The sequence below is a fragment of the Streptomyces sp. NPDC057854 genome (genome assembly GCF_042797055.1).
Taxonomy (GTDB): domain Bacteria; phylum Actinomycetota; class Actinomycetes; order Streptomycetales; family Streptomycetaceae; genus Streptomyces.
The window spans coordinates 314449-330149 of record NZ_JBHVMF010000002.1 but is presented as its reverse complement, the minus strand read 5'-3'; the positions used below and the strand labels follow the sequence as shown (position 1 = coordinate 330149).

The 15701-nt window shown below is 75.5% G+C and carries 15 protein-coding genes; 7 read left to right on the top strand and 8 right to left on the bottom strand.

Features of this window, described 5'->3' with window-relative positions; translation table 11 throughout:
- Window positions 1-2 precede the first annotated feature (2 nt).
- Window positions 3-665 carry a pyridoxal 5'-phosphate synthase gene (locus tag ACFVQZ_RS05785; RefSeq protein ID WP_030495201.1) on the bottom strand — a complete coding sequence of 221 codons (663 nt, stop codon included), beginning with the start codon at window positions 663-665 and terminating at the stop codon, window positions 3-5.
- Between the two features lie 50 nt (window positions 666-715).
- Window positions 716-1891, bottom strand: a complete 1176-nt coding sequence (locus ACFVQZ_RS05780) for an acetyl-CoA acetyltransferase (protein ID WP_383619927.1) — start codon at window positions 1889-1891, stop codon at window positions 716-718.
- Between the two features lie 107 nt (window positions 1892-1998).
- On the opposite strand from ACFVQZ_RS05780, the gene ACFVQZ_RS05775 reads away from it, so the two are divergent.
- Together ACFVQZ_RS05775 and ACFVQZ_RS05770 are read left to right on the top strand one after the other, a co-directional pair.
- Window positions 1999-3156, top strand: a complete 1158-nt coding sequence (locus ACFVQZ_RS05775) for an acyl-CoA dehydrogenase family protein (RefSeq protein WP_383619925.1) — start codon at window positions 1999-2001, stop codon at window positions 3154-3156.
- Window positions 3156-3629, top strand: a complete 474-nt coding sequence (locus tag ACFVQZ_RS05770; RefSeq protein WP_383619923.1) for a nitroreductase family deazaflavin-dependent oxidoreductase — start codon at window positions 3156-3158, stop codon at window positions 3627-3629. Before ACFVQZ_RS05775 ends, ACFVQZ_RS05770 begins: the two co-directional genes overlap by 1 nt.
- Before the next feature lie 127 nt (window positions 3630-3756).
- On the opposite strand, the gene ACFVQZ_RS05765 is transcribed toward ACFVQZ_RS05770, so the two are convergent.
- On the bottom strand, window positions 3757-4404 hold the full coding sequence (locus ACFVQZ_RS05765) for a TetR/AcrR family transcriptional regulator (protein ID WP_036414991.1): 648 nt from the start codon (window positions 4402-4404) through the stop codon (window positions 3757-3759).
- Between the two features lie 304 nt (window positions 4405-4708).
- Here ACFVQZ_RS05765 and ACFVQZ_RS05760 point away from each other — a divergent pair, with 304 nt between their 5' ends.
- Both ACFVQZ_RS05760 and ACFVQZ_RS05755 read left to right on the top strand, forming a co-directional pair.
- The gene (locus ACFVQZ_RS05760; protein WP_383619921.1) at window positions 4709-5599 is read left to right on the top strand and encodes a VOC family protein; all 891 of its coding nucleotides are present in this window, start codon (window positions 4709-4711) and stop codon (window positions 5597-5599) included.
- A 125-nt stretch (window positions 5600-5724) separates the two neighbouring features.
- Window positions 5725-8091: a PQQ-binding-like beta-propeller repeat protein gene (locus ACFVQZ_RS05755; protein WP_030495207.1), complete on the top strand. Its 2367-nt coding sequence runs from the start codon at window positions 5725-5727 to the stop codon at window positions 8089-8091.
- On the opposite strand, the gene ACFVQZ_RS05750 is transcribed toward ACFVQZ_RS05755, so the two are convergent.
- Window positions 8088-8726, bottom strand: coding sequence for a hypothetical protein (locus ACFVQZ_RS05750; RefSeq protein WP_383619919.1), 639 nt, complete (start codon window positions 8724-8726; stop codon window positions 8088-8090). The genes ACFVQZ_RS05755 and ACFVQZ_RS05750 overlap by 4 nt on opposite strands.
- Before the next feature lie 139 nt (window positions 8727-8865).
- Between ACFVQZ_RS05750 and ACFVQZ_RS05745 the strand changes: the two genes are divergently transcribed.
- The gene (locus ACFVQZ_RS05745; RefSeq protein WP_383619917.1) at window positions 8866-9417 is read left to right on the top strand and encodes a hypothetical protein; all 552 of its coding nucleotides are present in this window, start codon (window positions 8866-8868) and stop codon (window positions 9415-9417) included.
- A 30-nt stretch (window positions 9418-9447) separates the two neighbouring features.
- Here the strand turns inward: ACFVQZ_RS05745 and ACFVQZ_RS05740 are convergent, their stop codons facing one another.
- The 3 genes from ACFVQZ_RS05740 to ACFVQZ_RS05730 are packed head-to-tail and all read right to left on the bottom strand — an operon-like array spanning window position 9448 to window position 11810.
- Window positions 9448-10236, bottom strand: a complete 789-nt coding sequence (locus ACFVQZ_RS05740; protein ID WP_383619915.1) for an enoyl-CoA hydratase/isomerase family protein — start codon at window positions 10234-10236, stop codon at window positions 9448-9450.
- Window positions 10233-10664: a Zn-ribbon domain-containing OB-fold protein gene (locus ACFVQZ_RS05735; RefSeq protein ID WP_383619913.1), complete on the bottom strand. Its 432-nt coding sequence runs from the start codon at window positions 10662-10664 to the stop codon at window positions 10233-10235. Before ACFVQZ_RS05735 ends, ACFVQZ_RS05740 begins: the two co-directional genes overlap by 4 nt.
- Window positions 10665-10667: 3 nt before the next feature.
- Window positions 10668-11810, bottom strand: coding sequence for a lipid-transfer protein (locus ACFVQZ_RS05730; protein ID WP_030495212.1), 1143 nt, complete (start codon window positions 11808-11810; stop codon window positions 10668-10670).
- A 100-nt stretch (window positions 11811-11910) separates the two neighbouring features.
- On the opposite strand from ACFVQZ_RS05730, the gene ACFVQZ_RS05725 reads away from it, so the two are divergent.
- Entirely contained in the window at window positions 11911-13461 is a 1551-nt protein-coding gene (locus ACFVQZ_RS05725; protein WP_383620001.1) for a FadD3 family acyl-CoA ligase, read from the top strand.
- A gap of 110 nt (window positions 13462-13571) precedes the next feature.
- A complete protein-coding gene (locus ACFVQZ_RS05720) occupies window positions 13572-14249 on the top strand; it encodes a hypothetical protein (RefSeq protein ID WP_030495214.1) in 678 nt (225 codons plus the stop codon).
- A 4-nt stretch (window positions 14250-14253) separates the two neighbouring features.
- On the opposite strand, the gene ACFVQZ_RS05715 is transcribed toward ACFVQZ_RS05720, so the two are convergent.
- Window positions 14254-15648, bottom strand: coding sequence for a DUF2079 domain-containing protein (locus tag ACFVQZ_RS05715; protein ID WP_383619911.1), 1395 nt, complete (start codon window positions 15646-15648; stop codon window positions 14254-14256).
- Window positions 15649-15701 lie beyond the last annotated feature (53 nt).

The window sequence follows — 15701 nt, the reverse complement described above, 5'->3', positions numbered from 1 at the left end:
CTCTAGGGCCAGAGGAGTTCGCGGGTCCAGTCGCCGCCGGGACCGGTCCGGCGGTAGCGGAGGCGGAGGTGGCGGCGGCGGGCGTCGCCCTGGAAGAACTCCACCTCCTCCGGCTCGACCACGTACAGGGTCCAGGTGGGGGCGTCGGCGTCCGGCTCGGCCTCGGCGCGGCGCCAGGCCGCGTCGCTCGCGGCGGCGAGGGTGCCGGGGGAGTCGAGGGGTTCGCTCTGGCGGCCGGTGAGGGCGGCGGCGAGGGCGCCGGTGGTCCGCGCGTGCAGGTCGGCGTACGCCTCCTCCCGGCTCGCCGTCGTCACGGGCCCCCGCACCCGGACCTGGCGGCCCTGGGCCGGCCAGTAGAAGCCGAGCGCGGCCCGCGGGTTGGCGGCGAGCTGGCGGCCCTTGGCGCTGGTGGCGTGCGAGGCGAAGTGCCAGCCGCGGGCGTCCGCGTCGTGCAGCATCACCGTCCGGACGTCGGGGCGGCCGTCCGCGCCGGCCGTGGCGAGCGCGACGGTGTGCGGCTCGGGCTGGCCTGCGGCGACGGCGCCGAGGAACCAGGTGTGGAAGAGGGGCAGGGGCTCGGCCGGGGCGGCTTCCGGGTCGAAGGCGGGCAGCTCGGTGTCCCAGACCCGCAGCCCGTGCAGCGCCTGGCGAAACGCGTCACTCATGGGGCGAGGGTATGCGCACCGGGCCGCCGGCGTGCGGGTCCCGCGCGGCGTCAGGCGCTCGACAGGACGAGGGTGGCGGCGGAGCAGAACCAGCCGCCGGTGGCGGAGGCGACGGCGAGGCGGGGGAGGGAGCCGTCGGGGCGGCGGACCTGGAGGCCGGGCGCCTCGCCGCGGAGCTGGCGCACCGCCTCGACCAGGAGGAAGAGGCCCCGCATGCCGGGGTGGCAGGCGGAGAGGCCGCCGCCGTCGGTGTTGACCGGCACGGCGGCCGGGTCGGTGACGTACGCGCCGCCCTCGCCCTTGGCGCAGAAGCCGAGGTCCTCCAGGGTCACCAGGGTCATGTAGGTGAAGGCGTCGTAGATCTCGGCGACGTCGATGTCGGCGGGCGTGACGCCGGCGCGCGCGAAGGCGAGGCGTCCGCTGACGGCCGCGGGGGAGACGGTGAGGTCGTCCCACTCGGACATGGTCGTGTGGGAGGTGTGTTCGCCGGCGCCGAGGATCCAGACCGGTGCCTTGCGGGTGTCCGCGACGTACTCCTCGGCGACGAGGAGGACCGCGCAGCCGCCGTCGCTGCGGATGCAGCAGTGCAGCTTGGTGAAGGGGTCGGCGATCATCGGGCCGGACAGGACGTCGTCGACGGTGATCGGGTCGCGGAACATCGCCTCGGGGTTGTGCGCCGCGTGCGCCCGGGCCCGGACGGCGACCTCGGCGAGCTGCTCCAGCGTGGTGCCGTACCGGTGCATGTGGCGGCGGGCGGCCATCGCGTACTTGGCGACGAGGGTGTGTCCGTACGGCACCTCGAACTGGAGCGGGCCGCGGGCGCCGAAGGAGAGGTTGGCGGTGCGGCGGCGGGCCTTGATGTCGGCGCGCGCGGTGGAGCCGTACACGAGCAGCACCGCGTGGGCGCGGCCCGTCGCGATGGCGTCGGCGGCGTGGGCGGCCATGACCTCCCAGGTGGCGCCGCCGACGGTGGTGGAGTCGACCCAGGTGGGGCGCAGCCCCAGGTATTCGGCGACTTCGACGGGGGCGAGGGTGCCGAGCCCGGCGGAGGCGAGGCCGTCGACGAGGGAGCGGTCGAGGCCGCTGTCGGCGAGGGCGCGGCGGGCGGCCTGGGCGTGCAGCGCGTAGGGGGTGGCCTCGTCGACCCGGCCGCAGTCGGAGAGCGCGACGCCGGCGACGGCGACCCGGCGGCGGCCGGGGGGAGCGGTGCGCGTGGAAGCGGTCATGAATCTGACGGTACATCAGATCCGGGCGGATCGGGGGGCGCGTCGCTCTGGGCAATCCGCTTCCGCGCGGCCTAACATGACGGCCCGTCAGATACGGAGGAAGCCCCATGGACACCGCCGACGGCGCGGACCCCGATCCGCTCACCGAGGACCAGCGGCAGTTCCGCCGCACCCTGCGCACCCTGCGCGGCCTGCTCGAACGGCACGCCGGACCCCCGGCCGGCGCCCCCGAGGGGTACGACCCCGCCCTGTGGGCCCGGATGTCCGGCGAGCTCGGCCTCACCCGGCTCGCCCTCCCCGCGGAGTACGGCGGCACCGGCCGCGGCCTCCCCGCGCTCGCCCTCGCCTGCGAGGAGACCGGCCGCACCCTCGCCCCCTCCCCGCTGCTCGCCACCGCCGCCCTCACCGCCCCCCTCGTCGCCGCCCTCGGCACCCCCGCCCAGCGCGCCGCCCTGCTGCCCCGCGTCGCCGACGGCACCCTCACCTGCGCGCTCGCCGTCCCCGGCGGCTCCCTCGCCCACGCCCTCGGGCTCACCGGCGACAACACCACCGGCGCCTGGTCCGGCGACGGCCGCGCCGGCGGCGTCCAGGCCCGCCCGGCCCCCGCGCCCTCCACCGGCTGGCTGCTCTATGGCGAGGCCGACCAGGTCCTCGACGGGCACAGCGCCGGACTCCTCCTCGTCGCCGCCCACACCGGCGGCTTCGCCCGCAGCCGTACGCTCCTCTACCTGGTCCGCGCCGACGACGCAGGCCCCGGCCTCGTCCGCACCCCCCGCACCGGCCTCGACCCCACCCGCCGGCCGGCCGGCGTCCAGCTCCGCGACGTCCCGGCCGCCCTCCTCGGCGAGGACCCCGCCGACCCCGCCGACATCACCCGCGCCCTCGCCGCCGCCGGCCGCACCGCCGCCGTCCTCCTCGCCGCCGAGGCCACCGGAGCCGCCCGCGCCGCCCTGGACGGCGCCCTCCGCCACGCCACCGCCCGCGACCGGCACCGCCTCGCCGACCTGCACGCCCGGATCGAGACCGCCCGGACGCTCACCCACGGCGCCGCCCGCGCACCGGGACCCGGCCCCGAGAGCGGCCCCCTCGCGCTCGCCCAGGCCCTCGACGTCCTCCGCGCCGCCGCCGGCGAAGCCGTACCCCCGCACGACGCCGACCGCTTCGGCCGCCGCGCCGCCGCCGACGCGCTCCTCTTCGGACCCGTCGGCCGGCTCAGGGCCCGCGCGGCCGAACGCACCGGACTCCTCCGAGAGGCGGCGGCCTGATGCCCCTCGGCGTGACGCTCGTCCAGAAGGTCTCCTCGACCCGCGCCTTCGCGAAGATCGCCCCCCACGTCATCCCCGCCCTCGACCAGGCCGTGCACCGGCTCAGCGGCGGAAAAGCCCTGCTCAGCACCCGGATGCTGCCCGGAGTCGTGCTCACCGCCACCGGCGCCCGCAGCGGCCTGCCCCGCACCACCCCACTCGCCTGCATGCCCGAACCCGACCGGGGGACCTGGCTGCTGATCGGCTCCAACTTCGGCCGCCCCGGCCACCCCTCCTGGACCGCCAACCTGCTCGCCCACCCGGACGCCGAGATCAGCTGGAAGGGCGAGACCGTCCCCGTGCGCGCCGAACGGCTCACCGGCGACGAACGGGCCGCGGCCTGGGCGGCGGCGCTCGCCTTCTGGCCCCCGTACGCCGCGTACCAGGCCCGGATCGACCGCGAGATCCGGCTCTTCCGCCTCACCCGCCGGTGATCCGGCCCCGGACACGACGACGCCGACGGCGGTCCCGCCCGCGAGGGGCGGCGGCCGGCGTCGGCGTCGACGACAGGACGAGGGGAAGGAGGGGAGGCTCCGGGCGGTCGCCCGGCAGCACTCCGGGCTATCTCACCGGCTTCTTGCCGGTGATGCCCAGATGCACCAACAGGGCCAGGTTCGGCTTGAGTTCGGCCTGCTTCACACCCCAGGTGGTGAAGCCCTTCTGGTGGCCGGCGACCGCGGCCAGCATCGCCACGAGCGAGCCCGCCACCGCCGCGGCGCTGACCTCCTTGTCGATCTTGCCCTTGCCCTGGAGCTCCTTCACCGCGTCCGTCAGGGAGTTGGTGACCGAGTTCAGGATCTTCATGCGGATCTTGTAGAAGCGCTTGTCGCCCTCGGCGGCGCCGAGGTCCACGACCCGCAGGATCGCGTCGTGCTTCCGCCAGAAGTCCAGGAAGCCGTCGACGAGTTCCTCGGAGGTCTGCCAGGCCGCCTTGCCGACCCAGGAGCGCCCGGAGACCAGTTCGGTCAATCCGGCGCCCTCCTTCGCCATTTCCTCCGCGAGCTCCAGGACGGCCCCCTCGACGTCCGGGAAGTACTGATAGAACGTCGCGGGTGAAGTACCCGCCTTCCGGGCCACGTCGATCACCTTGACGTCCCGGTACGGCGAGGAGCTGAGCATCTCACCGAGGCAGTCGAGCAGCTTCTGCCGCGTCGCCTGACCGCGTCGTCCGGCCACGCGGCCGTCGACGGTGCGTACTTGTCCTGTCATGCCGTCAGCTTACCGAGGGGGGGTCGGCGCGCGATTCGGCCGACTGCAAATGGGGTGCACCCCGTTCCCCGAGGTCGGCGGGGGTCTCCCCGGCGCGTCGCACGCCACCCCGCGCCCGGCCCCCGCGCCTCCCGCCCGGCCCCGCGCCCGCCTCCGCCCGCCCGCCTCCGCCCGCTCCCTCCCGTACGACCGCGAACGGCCCCGTCCCGTACGACCGCGCTCGCCTCCGCCCCGCACGACGGCGACCGCCCCGGACGGCGCACGCCGGGGCGCGCCGGCCGGTCCGCCGTCCTAGCGTGGAGCCATGGCCGTATACACAGAGGGCACCCCGTGCTGGGTGGACGCGCAGCTCCCCGACCTGGAGGCGGGCAAGCGCTTCTACGGCGAGCTCTTCGGCTGGACCTTCGACGAGGACCGCGACGAGGCCCTGCTGGACGGCCGCCGGGTCGCCGGGCTGCTCCCCAAGCGCGACGGCCGGATGCCCACGACCTGGACCGTCTACCTCGCCACCGCCGACGCCGGCACCGTCGCCTCCCGGGTCCGGGCGGCCGGCGGGCAGATGGTCATGGAGCCGTACCCGGTCGGCCCCTTCGGCGTCCTCGCCCTCGCCGCCGACCCCGGCGGCGCCGTCGTCGGCCTGCGCCAGTCCGGCGAGGACGACGGCTTCGAGGTCGTGAACGAACCGGGCGCGTTCTGCTGGATGGAGGTGTACACCCGCCGCCCCGGGCCCGTGGACACCTTCTACGCCTCCGTCTTCGGCTGGCTCGGCCGCCAGGCCGACCCCGCCGAGGAGGGCAAGGAGCCCGGTTTCGACTACCGGGTCTGGTCCCCGCCCGGCTCCCGCGCCGGCGACGACACCGCCTTCGGCGGCCGGGCCGTCATCACCGACGCCTTCCCTGCCGAGATGCCCGGCCACGTCCTCGTCTACTTCGCCGTCCGCGACACCGACGAGGCGTGCGCCACCACCGTCCGGCTCGGCGGCCGGGTCGCCGAACCCCCCGCCGACACCCCCCACGGCCGGATCGCCGTCCTCCACGACAACCAGGGCGCCCGCTTCGCCGTCCTCGCCGACCCGGCCCCGCCCGCCCCCCTCGCGGCCGGCGAGGAGCCCGCCGCCCTCTCCACCGACACCGCCCCCCTCGCCGTCCCCGCACCCCCCGCCTCCACCCTCGCGGAGCCGCCGCCCGACCGGTGAGGCTTCCGCTCCGTATGAGGTGTGACACCCCGATCCGCCCCCGGGTTCGCAACAAGGGCTCCGGACAGGAAGAATCAGGGGCCCGGGCCGTACCGTCATGGCCCGTACGGGGAGGTGGCAGGCAAGTGGAACAGCTGACGCAGCACGACCCGAGACGCATCGGGCCCTTCGAGGTGCTGGGCCGGCTCGGCGCGGGCGGCATGGGCCTGGTCTATCTCGCGCGGTCGGCGTCCGGCCGGCGCGTGGCGATCAAGACCGTGCGCACGGAGCTCGCGGAGGACCAGCTGTTCCGGGTCCGCTTCACCCGGGAGGTGGAGGCCGCCCGGGCGGTGTCCGGGTTCTACACGGCCGCCGTCGTCGACGCCGACCCGCGCGCCGCCGTGCCGTGGCTGGCGACCGCGTACGTCCCGGCGCCGTCGCTGGAAGAGATAGTGAACGAGTGCGGGCCGCTCCCGGCCCAGGCCGTCCGCTGGCTCGCCGCCGGTGTCGCCGAGGCCCTGCAGTCCATCCACGGCGCCGGGCTCGTCCACCGCGACCTCAAGCCGTCGAACGTGCTCGTCGTCGAGGACGGGCCCCGGGTGATCGACTTCGGCATCGCGTCCGGCGTCTCCAACACACGGCTGACGATGACCAACGTCGCCGTGGGCACCCCCGCCTACATGTCGCCCGAGCAGGCCCGGGACTCGCGCAGCGTCACCGGCGCCAGCGACGTCTTCTCGCTCGGCTCCATGCTGGTGTTCGCCGCCACCGGCCACGCGCCCTTCCACGGCGCCAACCCGGTGGAGACCGTCTTCATGCTGCTCCGCGAGGGCCCCGACCTGGAGGGCCTGCCGGAGGAGCTGCGGCCGCTCATCGAGGCGTGCATGCAGATGGACGTGGCCCAGCGGCCGACGCCGGCCGACCTCCAGGCCATGCTCGCCCCGCACCTCTTCGGCCCCGGCAGCGACGACAGCGGCACCGCGTCGGCGTGGCTGCCGGAGAGCGCCGTCGCCATGATCGAGACCCGCCGCGGCGGCGGCCGGACGGTCCCGCAGCCGCCGGTGTCCCCGCCGCCGATGCCGCCGCGCCCGCCCGTCCCGTACGACGGCGGCGACCCGCGTGCGCCCGAGCCCGTCCACGCGGGCGGCCGGCACGCGGGGCCCGCGGAGGAGTCCGGCGGGCCGGTGCGGCTCGGCGGCGCCACCGTGCCGATCGGCCCCGGGCCGCGGGTCGCGGACACCCGGGCGGCGCTCGCGGTCGGCCAGGCCGCCGACCCGCACGCCACCGGCTGGCTCCGGCCGCCCGGCGGGGAGGCGGCGCCCGCGCCCGCCCCGGCGCCGGAGGCCCCGGCCGTACCGCCGCAGCCTGCGCCCGGCGGCTGGCGGCCGTGGCGCTTCCGCATGTCGAACGACGTGTGGGGGACGCCGGTCGTCGACGGCGACCTGCTGTACGTGACCTCCTTCGAGGTGCACGCGCTGGACACCGGGTCCGGCCGGCGCCAGTTCAAGACCCGGGACGTGGCCTGGTCGATGGCGGTCGCGCAGGGCCGGATCCACGCCTCGGACGGGCCCACGCTGTACGCGCTGGACGCCGTCGACGGCAGCGAGCGGTGGCGGCTGCGCACCGACGCCTGGGTGTACTCCCTCCAGGTGGACCGGGGCACCGTCGTCACCGGCACCCGGGGCGGCGGCGTGCAGGGCTGGGAGGCGTCCAACGGCGCCAAGCTGTGGGAGATCACCGGCTGCCAGACGGACTTCGAGACCCCGGAGGCGGGCCCGGCCGTGCACGGCGACACCGTGTACGTGTGGCGGGACGCCCGGCTCCAGGCGCTCGACGCCCGCACGGGCACCGAGCGCTGGTCGTACCCGATCGGCGACGCCGCGTCCTGCGGGCACGTCCCGGTGCGGGTCGCCCCTGCCGAGGACGGCTGCGTGTACGTCTCCGCCGGCACCCGCGTCCTGTCCATCGACATCGCCGCCGGGCACGTCCGCTGGCACTTCGAGGCGCCCGCCGTCTTCCTCTCGCCGCCCGCCTTCGCGCCCGGCCCGGCGGTCACCGGCGGCGGCGTGTACCTGGCCGACCACCTCGGCACGGTGTACGCGATCGACGCCACCACCGGGCAGGACCGCTGGCGGATCGCGACCGAGCAGCGCCAGTCGTCCGAGCCGGTGCTCGTCGCCGCGGGCAACGTGCACGTCGGCAGCGGCAGCGCCCTCTACACCCTGGACGCGGTCACGGGCACGCCCCGCTGGCGGTTCGCGGCCGGCTCCGAACTGGTCGGCACCCCGGTCGTCGCGGACGGGCGGGTCCACTTCGGCTCCGCCGACCACGTGCTGTACACGCTGGACGCGACCGGTGGGCAGCTGCGCTGGAAGCTCGCCACGGGCGGCGAGATCACCGGCTCGCCGGTGGTCCGCAACGGGGTCGTGTACGCGTGCAGCAAGGACCGCTGCGTGTACGCGCTCGACGCGGCGAAGGGCACGGCCACGGGCCGCGGCTCGGCGGCCCGCTAGCCCGTCGGCCGGTCGTCCCGGCCGTCCCGGTCGCGGGGCGGGTCGGCCGGCACGTCGAAGCGGCCGGGAGCGGCGTACGGCATGGACCGGGTTTCGGCGTCGTACCCGCCGCGCCCGTCGTACCCGTCGTGTCCGTCGCGCGTCTCGGCCGTGACCGGGCCCGTGTCCTGCGGCCGGGCGGGCGGCTGCTCGTCGCGCCGGGCGCGCGCCTGCCGGTGGTCCTTGCGGCGGCCCGCCATGACGAGCGCGCCGAGCAGCAGCAGGATGCCGCCGCCGACGGCGTTGGCGACGCCGTCGCCGAGGCCGCGCCCGTCGCCGGACACGACGAGGCTGCCCTCGGCCTGCCCGACCCGGACCATCCACAGGACGGTGAAGCCGAGGACGACCACGCCGGCGACGGCGACGAGCACCCGGGAACGCAGCACCACGCCGACGACGGCGAGCAGGGCGGCGACGGCGAACGGCAGCAGGATCGAGCCGATGACCCCGGCCCGGGTCTCGGTGATGCCGGAGAAGAGGTCCCCGATCCGGTAGTCGCGGCCGTGACGGCCGTCGTACCAGGCACGGAAGGGGCTCCAGACGGCGGCCGTCGCTCCGACGAGGGCGAGGACCGAGCCGACGACGTTGCGGATCATCGTGCGCCCTCCTCGGGGTGCTTCGAGGTCCTGCGCTCCCGCTTTCGACGCTACGCGCGGTGGCCGGGGCCCGCCATGCGGGGCGCCGGGGCTCGCTAGGGTGTGGCCCGCACACGACGGACGGACGGGGAGGACGGCGATGGTACGGACCCGGTGGAAGCTGGCGGCGGCGCTGACGGTGGTGGTGCTGGCGCTGACCGGCTTCGAGACCGGCTCGGGCGGCAAGGGCGGCGGCAGCGGCAAGAGCAAGAGCCGCAGCAGTGACGGCGGCGGCTGCTCCAGCGACAAGAAGGACAACGACGACTACCAGGGCTCCGGGTGGAGCGGGGACGGCGGCAGCGGCAGCGGCAGCGAGTACACCGCCGAGCCGGCGCCCTCCGCCTCCGGCACGGCGGGCCCGGACGTGACGGTCGTCGACTGCGTGGAGCCCGCGCGGAAGAAGCGCAAGGGCAAGCCCGCCCGCAAGGCGGACACGACGGCGACGCTGCGGTTCTCCAACCCCGAGTACACCCCGCTCAGCTACCGCGTGGTCCTGGAGTTCCGCAGCGACAAGGGGTCCGTGATCTCCACGGCGGAGACGACGGTGGCGCTGCAGGCGGGGGAGCGGAAGGACGTCGAGGTGCCGATGGGCAGCCCCGGGCTCGTGGACCGGGTCGCCTCGTGCACGGTCGGCACGGTGCAGCAGCTGTAGTCCGGGAGCACGGTCCGGGAGCGGGAGGCCCTACCGCGTCCGGTGTCCGGTCCGCCGCGCGGTGAACAGCTCCGCCTGCCGGTCCGCCGGCAGGTTCCCGAGCGTCACCAGCTGCGGGGCCTGGGCGAGCGCCTGGGACCTCACCGCCTCCTTGGCCGTCCACAGGGCCCGTACGGTGCCCTGCACGGCCTCCGTCGGGTAGCCGGCGATGACGGCCGCCGCCTCCCGCGCGGCGGCGAGCGCACCGCCGGGCGCGGTCACCTCGCTGACCAGGCCGGTCTCGTAGGCGCGCCGGGCGGAGAGGCGTTCGGCGGAGCCCATGAGGGCCATCCGGGCGATCTCCCCGAAGGGCGTCCGCTGCGCCATGTGGATGGTCTCGAAGGCGCTGACCATGCCGTAGGTGGTGTGCGGGTCGAAGAAGGTCGCCGTCTCGCCGGCGATCAGGAACTCGGCCTCGCCGAGCAGGTAGAAGGCGCCCCCGCAGGCCATCCCCTCGACCGCGGCGATCACCGGTTTCCACAGGTCGTTGGCCTTGGGCCCGATGGCGATCAGCGGGTCGTCGACGCTGTACGGGGACGGGGGCTGCGGCACCCGGGCGGCGTCGTCGCGGTCGACGCCGGTGCAGAAGGCGCGGCCGCCGGCGCCGGTGAGGACGATCGCGCGGACGGTGTCGTCGTACCGGAATCCCCGCCAGGCGGCGGCGAGCGCGTCCGCCATGGCGAGGGTGATCGCGTTGTGGCGGGCGGGCCGGTCGAGGGTGACGACGGCGACGCCGGTCTTCTCGTCGCGTTCCACCGCGAGGCCGGGGGCGCCGCTCATCCGCGTTCCAGGAGCCAGCGGGGGACGGCGATGCCGTCGATCTCGGTGAAGGCGACACGGACGGGGGCGCCGATCCGCAGCCGGGCGGGGTCGACGGAGTTCAGGGGGGCGTCGGGGGCGGTGACGACGTTGCCGGCGAGGCGGACGCGGGGGGCGTCGGCGAGTTCGACGAGGACCGCGTTGTAGGGGGCCTGGGCGGCGTAGTCGGGCAGCAGCGGCGGGTGCGGGAGCACGTACGACCAGATCCGGCCGCGGCCGGACATGCGCCGCCAGGTGGTGGCGAAGGACTGGCAGTGGGGGCAGCAGGGGCGGGGCGGGAAGCGGAGTTCGCCGCAGTGGTCCTCGGCGCACGCCTGGATCCGGAGTTCGCCGCGGGCGGTGAACTCCCAGAAGGGGGCGCCGTCTTCGTCGATGACGGGGTTCAGCACGGGTCAGCTCCTGAGGAGGAGGGCGGAGGTGGGGACGCCTTCGCCGGCGGTGACGAGGCAGGTGGCGGCGCCGGGGACTTGGGCGGTGGAGGTGCCGCGGAGCTGCTTGACGCCCTCGTTGACGAGGTTGAAGCCGTGGACGTACGCCTCGGAGAGGCCGCCGCCGCCGGTGTTGAGGGGGAGCCGGCCGCCGAGTTCGAGGGCGCCGCCCTCGGTGAAGGCGGCGCCCTCGCCGCGCCCGCAGAAGCCGTAGCCCTCCAGGGAGAGCGGGATCAGCGGGGTGAAGGCGTCGTAGATCTGGGCGACGTCGACGTCCTGGGGGCCGAAGTCGGCGGTCTTCCACAGGTGGCGGGCGGCGGTCCAGGCGGGTCCGGTGAGCGGGTCGTCGTTCCAGTAGTTGACCATGCCGTGGTGCTGGGCGGGCAGGCCCTGGGCGGCGGAGTGCACGTAGACGGGCCGCTGCCGGCAGTCGCGGGCGCGTTCGGCGGAGACGACGACGCAGGCGAGGGCCCCGTCGGTCTCCAGGCAGTTGTCGAAGAGGCAGAGGGGTTCGCTGATCCAGCGGGAGGTCATGTACATCTCGCGGGTCAGCGGGCGCTCGTACATGATCGCGGCGGGGTTCTGGTTGGCGCGGTTGCGGCAGGCGAGGGCGACGTTGAAGAGGTGGTCGCGGGTGGCGCCGTACTCGTGCATGTAGCGGCGGGCGAGCATGCCGATCTCGTCGGCGGGGCGGAGCAGTCCGTGCGGGCGGGTCCACTGGCCGGGGGTGGGGAGCTGGACGGCGGTGTTCTTCCAGGGGCGGGGGCCGGAGCCGCGCTTGCGGGAGCGCCAGGCTACGCCGACGCTCGCCTGGCCGGTGGCGACGGCGGCGGCGAGGTGGCCGACGGTGGCGCAGGAGCCGCCGCCGCCGTAGCCGACCCGGGAGAAGAAGGTGACGTCGCCGGCGCCGATGGCCTTGGCGACCTCGACCTCGTCGGTCTCCTCCATGGTGTAGGAGGCGAAGGCGTCGACCTCGGACGGGGCGATGCCGGCGTCGTCGAGGGCGGCGAGGATCGCCCGGCACGCGAGGGTCTTCTCGGTCTCGGGGAGCTGTTTCGCGAAGGCGGTCTGTCCTATGCCGACGATGGCGGTGGCGTCCTTGAGCACCGGACCTCCTCAGGGGGCAGCACTGCTGACAGCGCGTCAGGCTACAACTAATCTGACGGATAGTCAGCTATGGTGCGGTGCCGGGAGGTTGGGTATGGAAGTGCGCGGCGACCTGGAGTGGGGCACGATCCCGGGGCTCGTCCGGGCGGCGGGGGAGCGGTACGGAGGGCTGGAGGCGGTCGCCGACGGCCGCACCCGCGTCTCGTACGCCGAGCTCGCCGCGCGCGTCGAACGGTCCGCCGCCGCCTGCCTGGCCGCCGGGGTGCGGGCCGGGGACCGGGTCGCGGTCTGGGCGCCCAACAGCCTCGACTGGATCGTCGCCGCCCTCGGCGCGGTCACCGCCGGCGCCGTCCTCGTCCCGCTCAACACCCGCTTCAAGGGCGCCGAGGCCGCCGACCTCCTCGCCCGCTCCCGCGCCCGCCTGCTCTTCGTCACCGGCACCTTCCTCGGCACCTCGTACGTCGCCTCCCTGCGCCGCGCCGGCGTGCCCCTGCCGCACCTGGAGCGGGTCGTCGTCCTGGGCGACACGGCCCCGGACGAGGCCGGGTGGTCGACCTGGAAGGCGTTCCTCGCGGCGGGCGACGGGGTGTCCGCGGCCCGCGTCCGGGCCCGCGCCGACGCCGTCGACCCGGACGCCCCCTCCGACATCGTCTACACCTCCGGCACCACCGGCCGCCCCAAGGGCGCCGTCATCAGCCACGCCCAGAGCCTGCGCTGCTACGCGCAGTGGGCGGAGCTCGCCGGGCTCGCCGAGGGCGACCGCTACCTGGTGGTGAACCCGTTCTTCCACACCTTCGGCTACAAGGCGGGCGTCCTCGCCTGCCTCATGCGCGGCGCGGTGATCGTGCCGCAGCCGGTCTTCACCGTCGACACCGTCCTCGCCAACATCGCGGCCGAGCGGATCAGCGTGCTGCCCGGCCCGCCCACCCTCCACCAGTCGCTGCTCGACCACCCGGCCCGCGCCGCCCACGACCTGTCCAGCCTCCGGCTGGTGGTGACCGGCGCCGCCGTCGTCCCGCTGCTGCTCGTCGAACGGCTCCGCTCCGAACTGGGCGTCGGCACCGTCCTCACCGCGTACGGCCTGTCGGAGGCGAGCGGCCTCGTCACCATGTGCCGCCGCGACGACCCCGACGAGACCGTCGCCACCACCTCCGGCCGGCCCGTTCCCGGCGTCGAGGTCCGGCTCTCCGGCTCCGGCGAGGTGCTGGTCCGGGGGCACAACGTGATGCGCGGCTACTTCGAGGACGAGGAGGCGACGGCCGCCGCGATCGACCCGGACGGCTGGCTGCGCACCGGGGACGTCGGGGTCCTCGACGCGGCCGGCAACCTGCGGATCACCGACCGGCTCAAGGACATGTTCATCGTCGGCGGCTTCAACGCCTACCCCGCCGAGATCGAGCAACTGCTGGGCCTGCACCCGGACATCGCCGACGTCGCCGTCATCGGCGTGCCCGACGCCCGGCTCGGTGAGGTCGGCAAGGCGTTCGCGGTGCGCCGGCCGGGCGCGCGGATCACCGCCGACGACCTGATCGCCTGGTCGCGGCGGGAGATGGCGAACTACAAGGTGCCCCGGCACGTCGAGTTCGTGACGGAGCTGCCGCGGAACGCGGGCGGGAAGGTGGTCAAGGGGGAGCTGCGGAAGCGGAGTTGAAGCGGAAGATTGGAATCCGTTTCCAGAGAGGTGCAACCGGTCGCTCACGTGTACACGTCATAGAGGCGCGCACTCCCGTCCCCTCCGACCTCCGACCCGAGGAGCAGCAGGTGTCCACGCAGGAGATCCCCCTCACCCTCACCCCGCAGCAGGCCGCCACCGGCGTCGTCATCCCAGTCACCCTGCCCGGCGGCGGCCCCACCCAGCTGCACGTCCCGCCCTGCCGTCACGGCGACGTCATCCCCGTCCCGTTCGCCGGCACGACCGTCCTGCTCCGCATCACCGTCGCCGGCGGACCGGCCCCCGCCCGCCGCGGCTCCGGCGTCGCCGGCTGTCTCGTCCCGCTCGTCGTCCTCGCCGCGGTCATCGGCGGCGGCTACCTCCTCACCGCCAACGACGACCGGGACACGCCCGCCGCCCGCCCCACCGTCCCCACCTTCTCCGTCTCGCCCTTCCCCAGCCTCGACCTCGGCGACCTCGCCCCCAGCGCGACCGCCACCCCCACCGAGGAGGAGCCCGACCCGTACGACAAGGGCACCTGCCTCAACGGCACCCTGCCGGACTCGGAGACCGCCCAGTCCGTCAGCGGCGTCGAAGAGGTCCCCTGCTCGGCCTCGGACGCCCACTACAAGGTCATCCAGACCTTCCCCTTCACCTCCGACATGAACCGGTGCAACGCCAACCCGAAGACCGAGTACGCCTTCTCGCACCGCTACACCATGAACGGCACCACCATCAGCGAGTACGTGTACTGCCTCGTCGGCCTCGGCTCCTACGCCCGCCGCTGACCGCTCACCCCGCCCGGGTGAGGAGGACGATCCCGGCCCCGTCCCGCACCACCCGCCACGCCGGGTCCGAGGCCGCCTCCCGCAGCACCCCGGCCGTCGCCCCCGCCGGGAACCCGTCCGCGCGGTCCAGGACCAGCCACTCCACGGCCGGCTCCCGGTCGAGCAGCCCCGGCGCCGCGAGCCGCACCACCGTCCGGTCCGTGAGGTGCGGGGCGAGCGTGTTGCTCGCCGCCACCCGCACCCCGTCCGGCACCCGCTCCACCGCCGCCCGCGCCGACGCCTCGCGCGGGCTCTCCCGCCAGAAGCCGGGCGCGGCGAGCTGGGCGGTCGGCTGGAGGGGCAGGAGCAGCAGCACGGCCCCGAGCGGTACGGCCAGGGGGAGCCGCGCCCCGCGCCGCAGCGCGTCCACGAGGGCCGCGCACGCGATCGGCACGAGCACGGCCGAGTAGTGCAGCCCGGGCTCCCAGTGGGACGGCACCGAAGAGGTGAACCGCCAGGCCAGCGTGGGCAGCAGCAGCCACGCCAGCGGACTGCGCAGCACCAGGCCGCCGGTGACGGCGAGCAGCGCGAGGACGGTGAGCGCCTTCACGGACCAGCCGTCGAGGAGCCCGTACGCGCCGCCGACCTGCCCGGCGTACAGATAGCGGCCGTCGGGCGCGAAGCCCGGGACGACCACCTTGAGGACGAGCACCGTGGCGAGCACCGACCCGCCGGTCAGGAGCCACCCCGTCCGCCGGTCCCGCCCGGGGTACGCGATCAGCAGCCCGAGGACGGCGGCCGTCGCCCCCAGGTCCTCCTTCACGAGGAGCAGCCCCGCCGCCCACCCGGCCGCGGCCCGCGTCCGGCCGTCCAGATACGCCCGGCAGGCCAGCGCCAGCAGCGGCAGCGCGAACGCCACCTCGTGGAAGTCGAAGCCGACCAGCGTCTGCACGCCCCATGCGAGACCGCAGACCGCGCCGACCACCGGACCGGCGGACGACCGTGCGGGCAGATGCCGCTGCGCGGTCCGCCCCGTCACGTACACCGCCACCGCGACGAGCGCCGTCTGCGCCACCAGCAGCACCTCCACCCGCGGCACCAGCCGGTACACCGGACCGAGCAGCGCCAGCACCGGATGGAAGTGGTCCCCCAGCAGCGGCAGCGCCTCCCCGGCGAACCCCGGCGGCGCCGTCGCCGTCCGGATCTCCGACGCCGGCAGCCGCCCCTCCGCCCACGACCGCACCGCCTGCCCGAAGATCCCCAGGTCGTATCCGGTCGTCCGGAACCGGGCGTGGTTCCGCAGCGCGAACACCGTGTGCAGGACGAACAGGACACCGGCGACGACGGCCGGGCCGGTGCGGGACGGGGCCGCCGCCGGCCTGCGGAGCGGCGGCGCCTCGGGAACGGAGGTGACGAACATGCGGGCAGCTTCCGGGGCACCCCCTGAAGTGCCCCTGAAGCACCCTGAGGAAT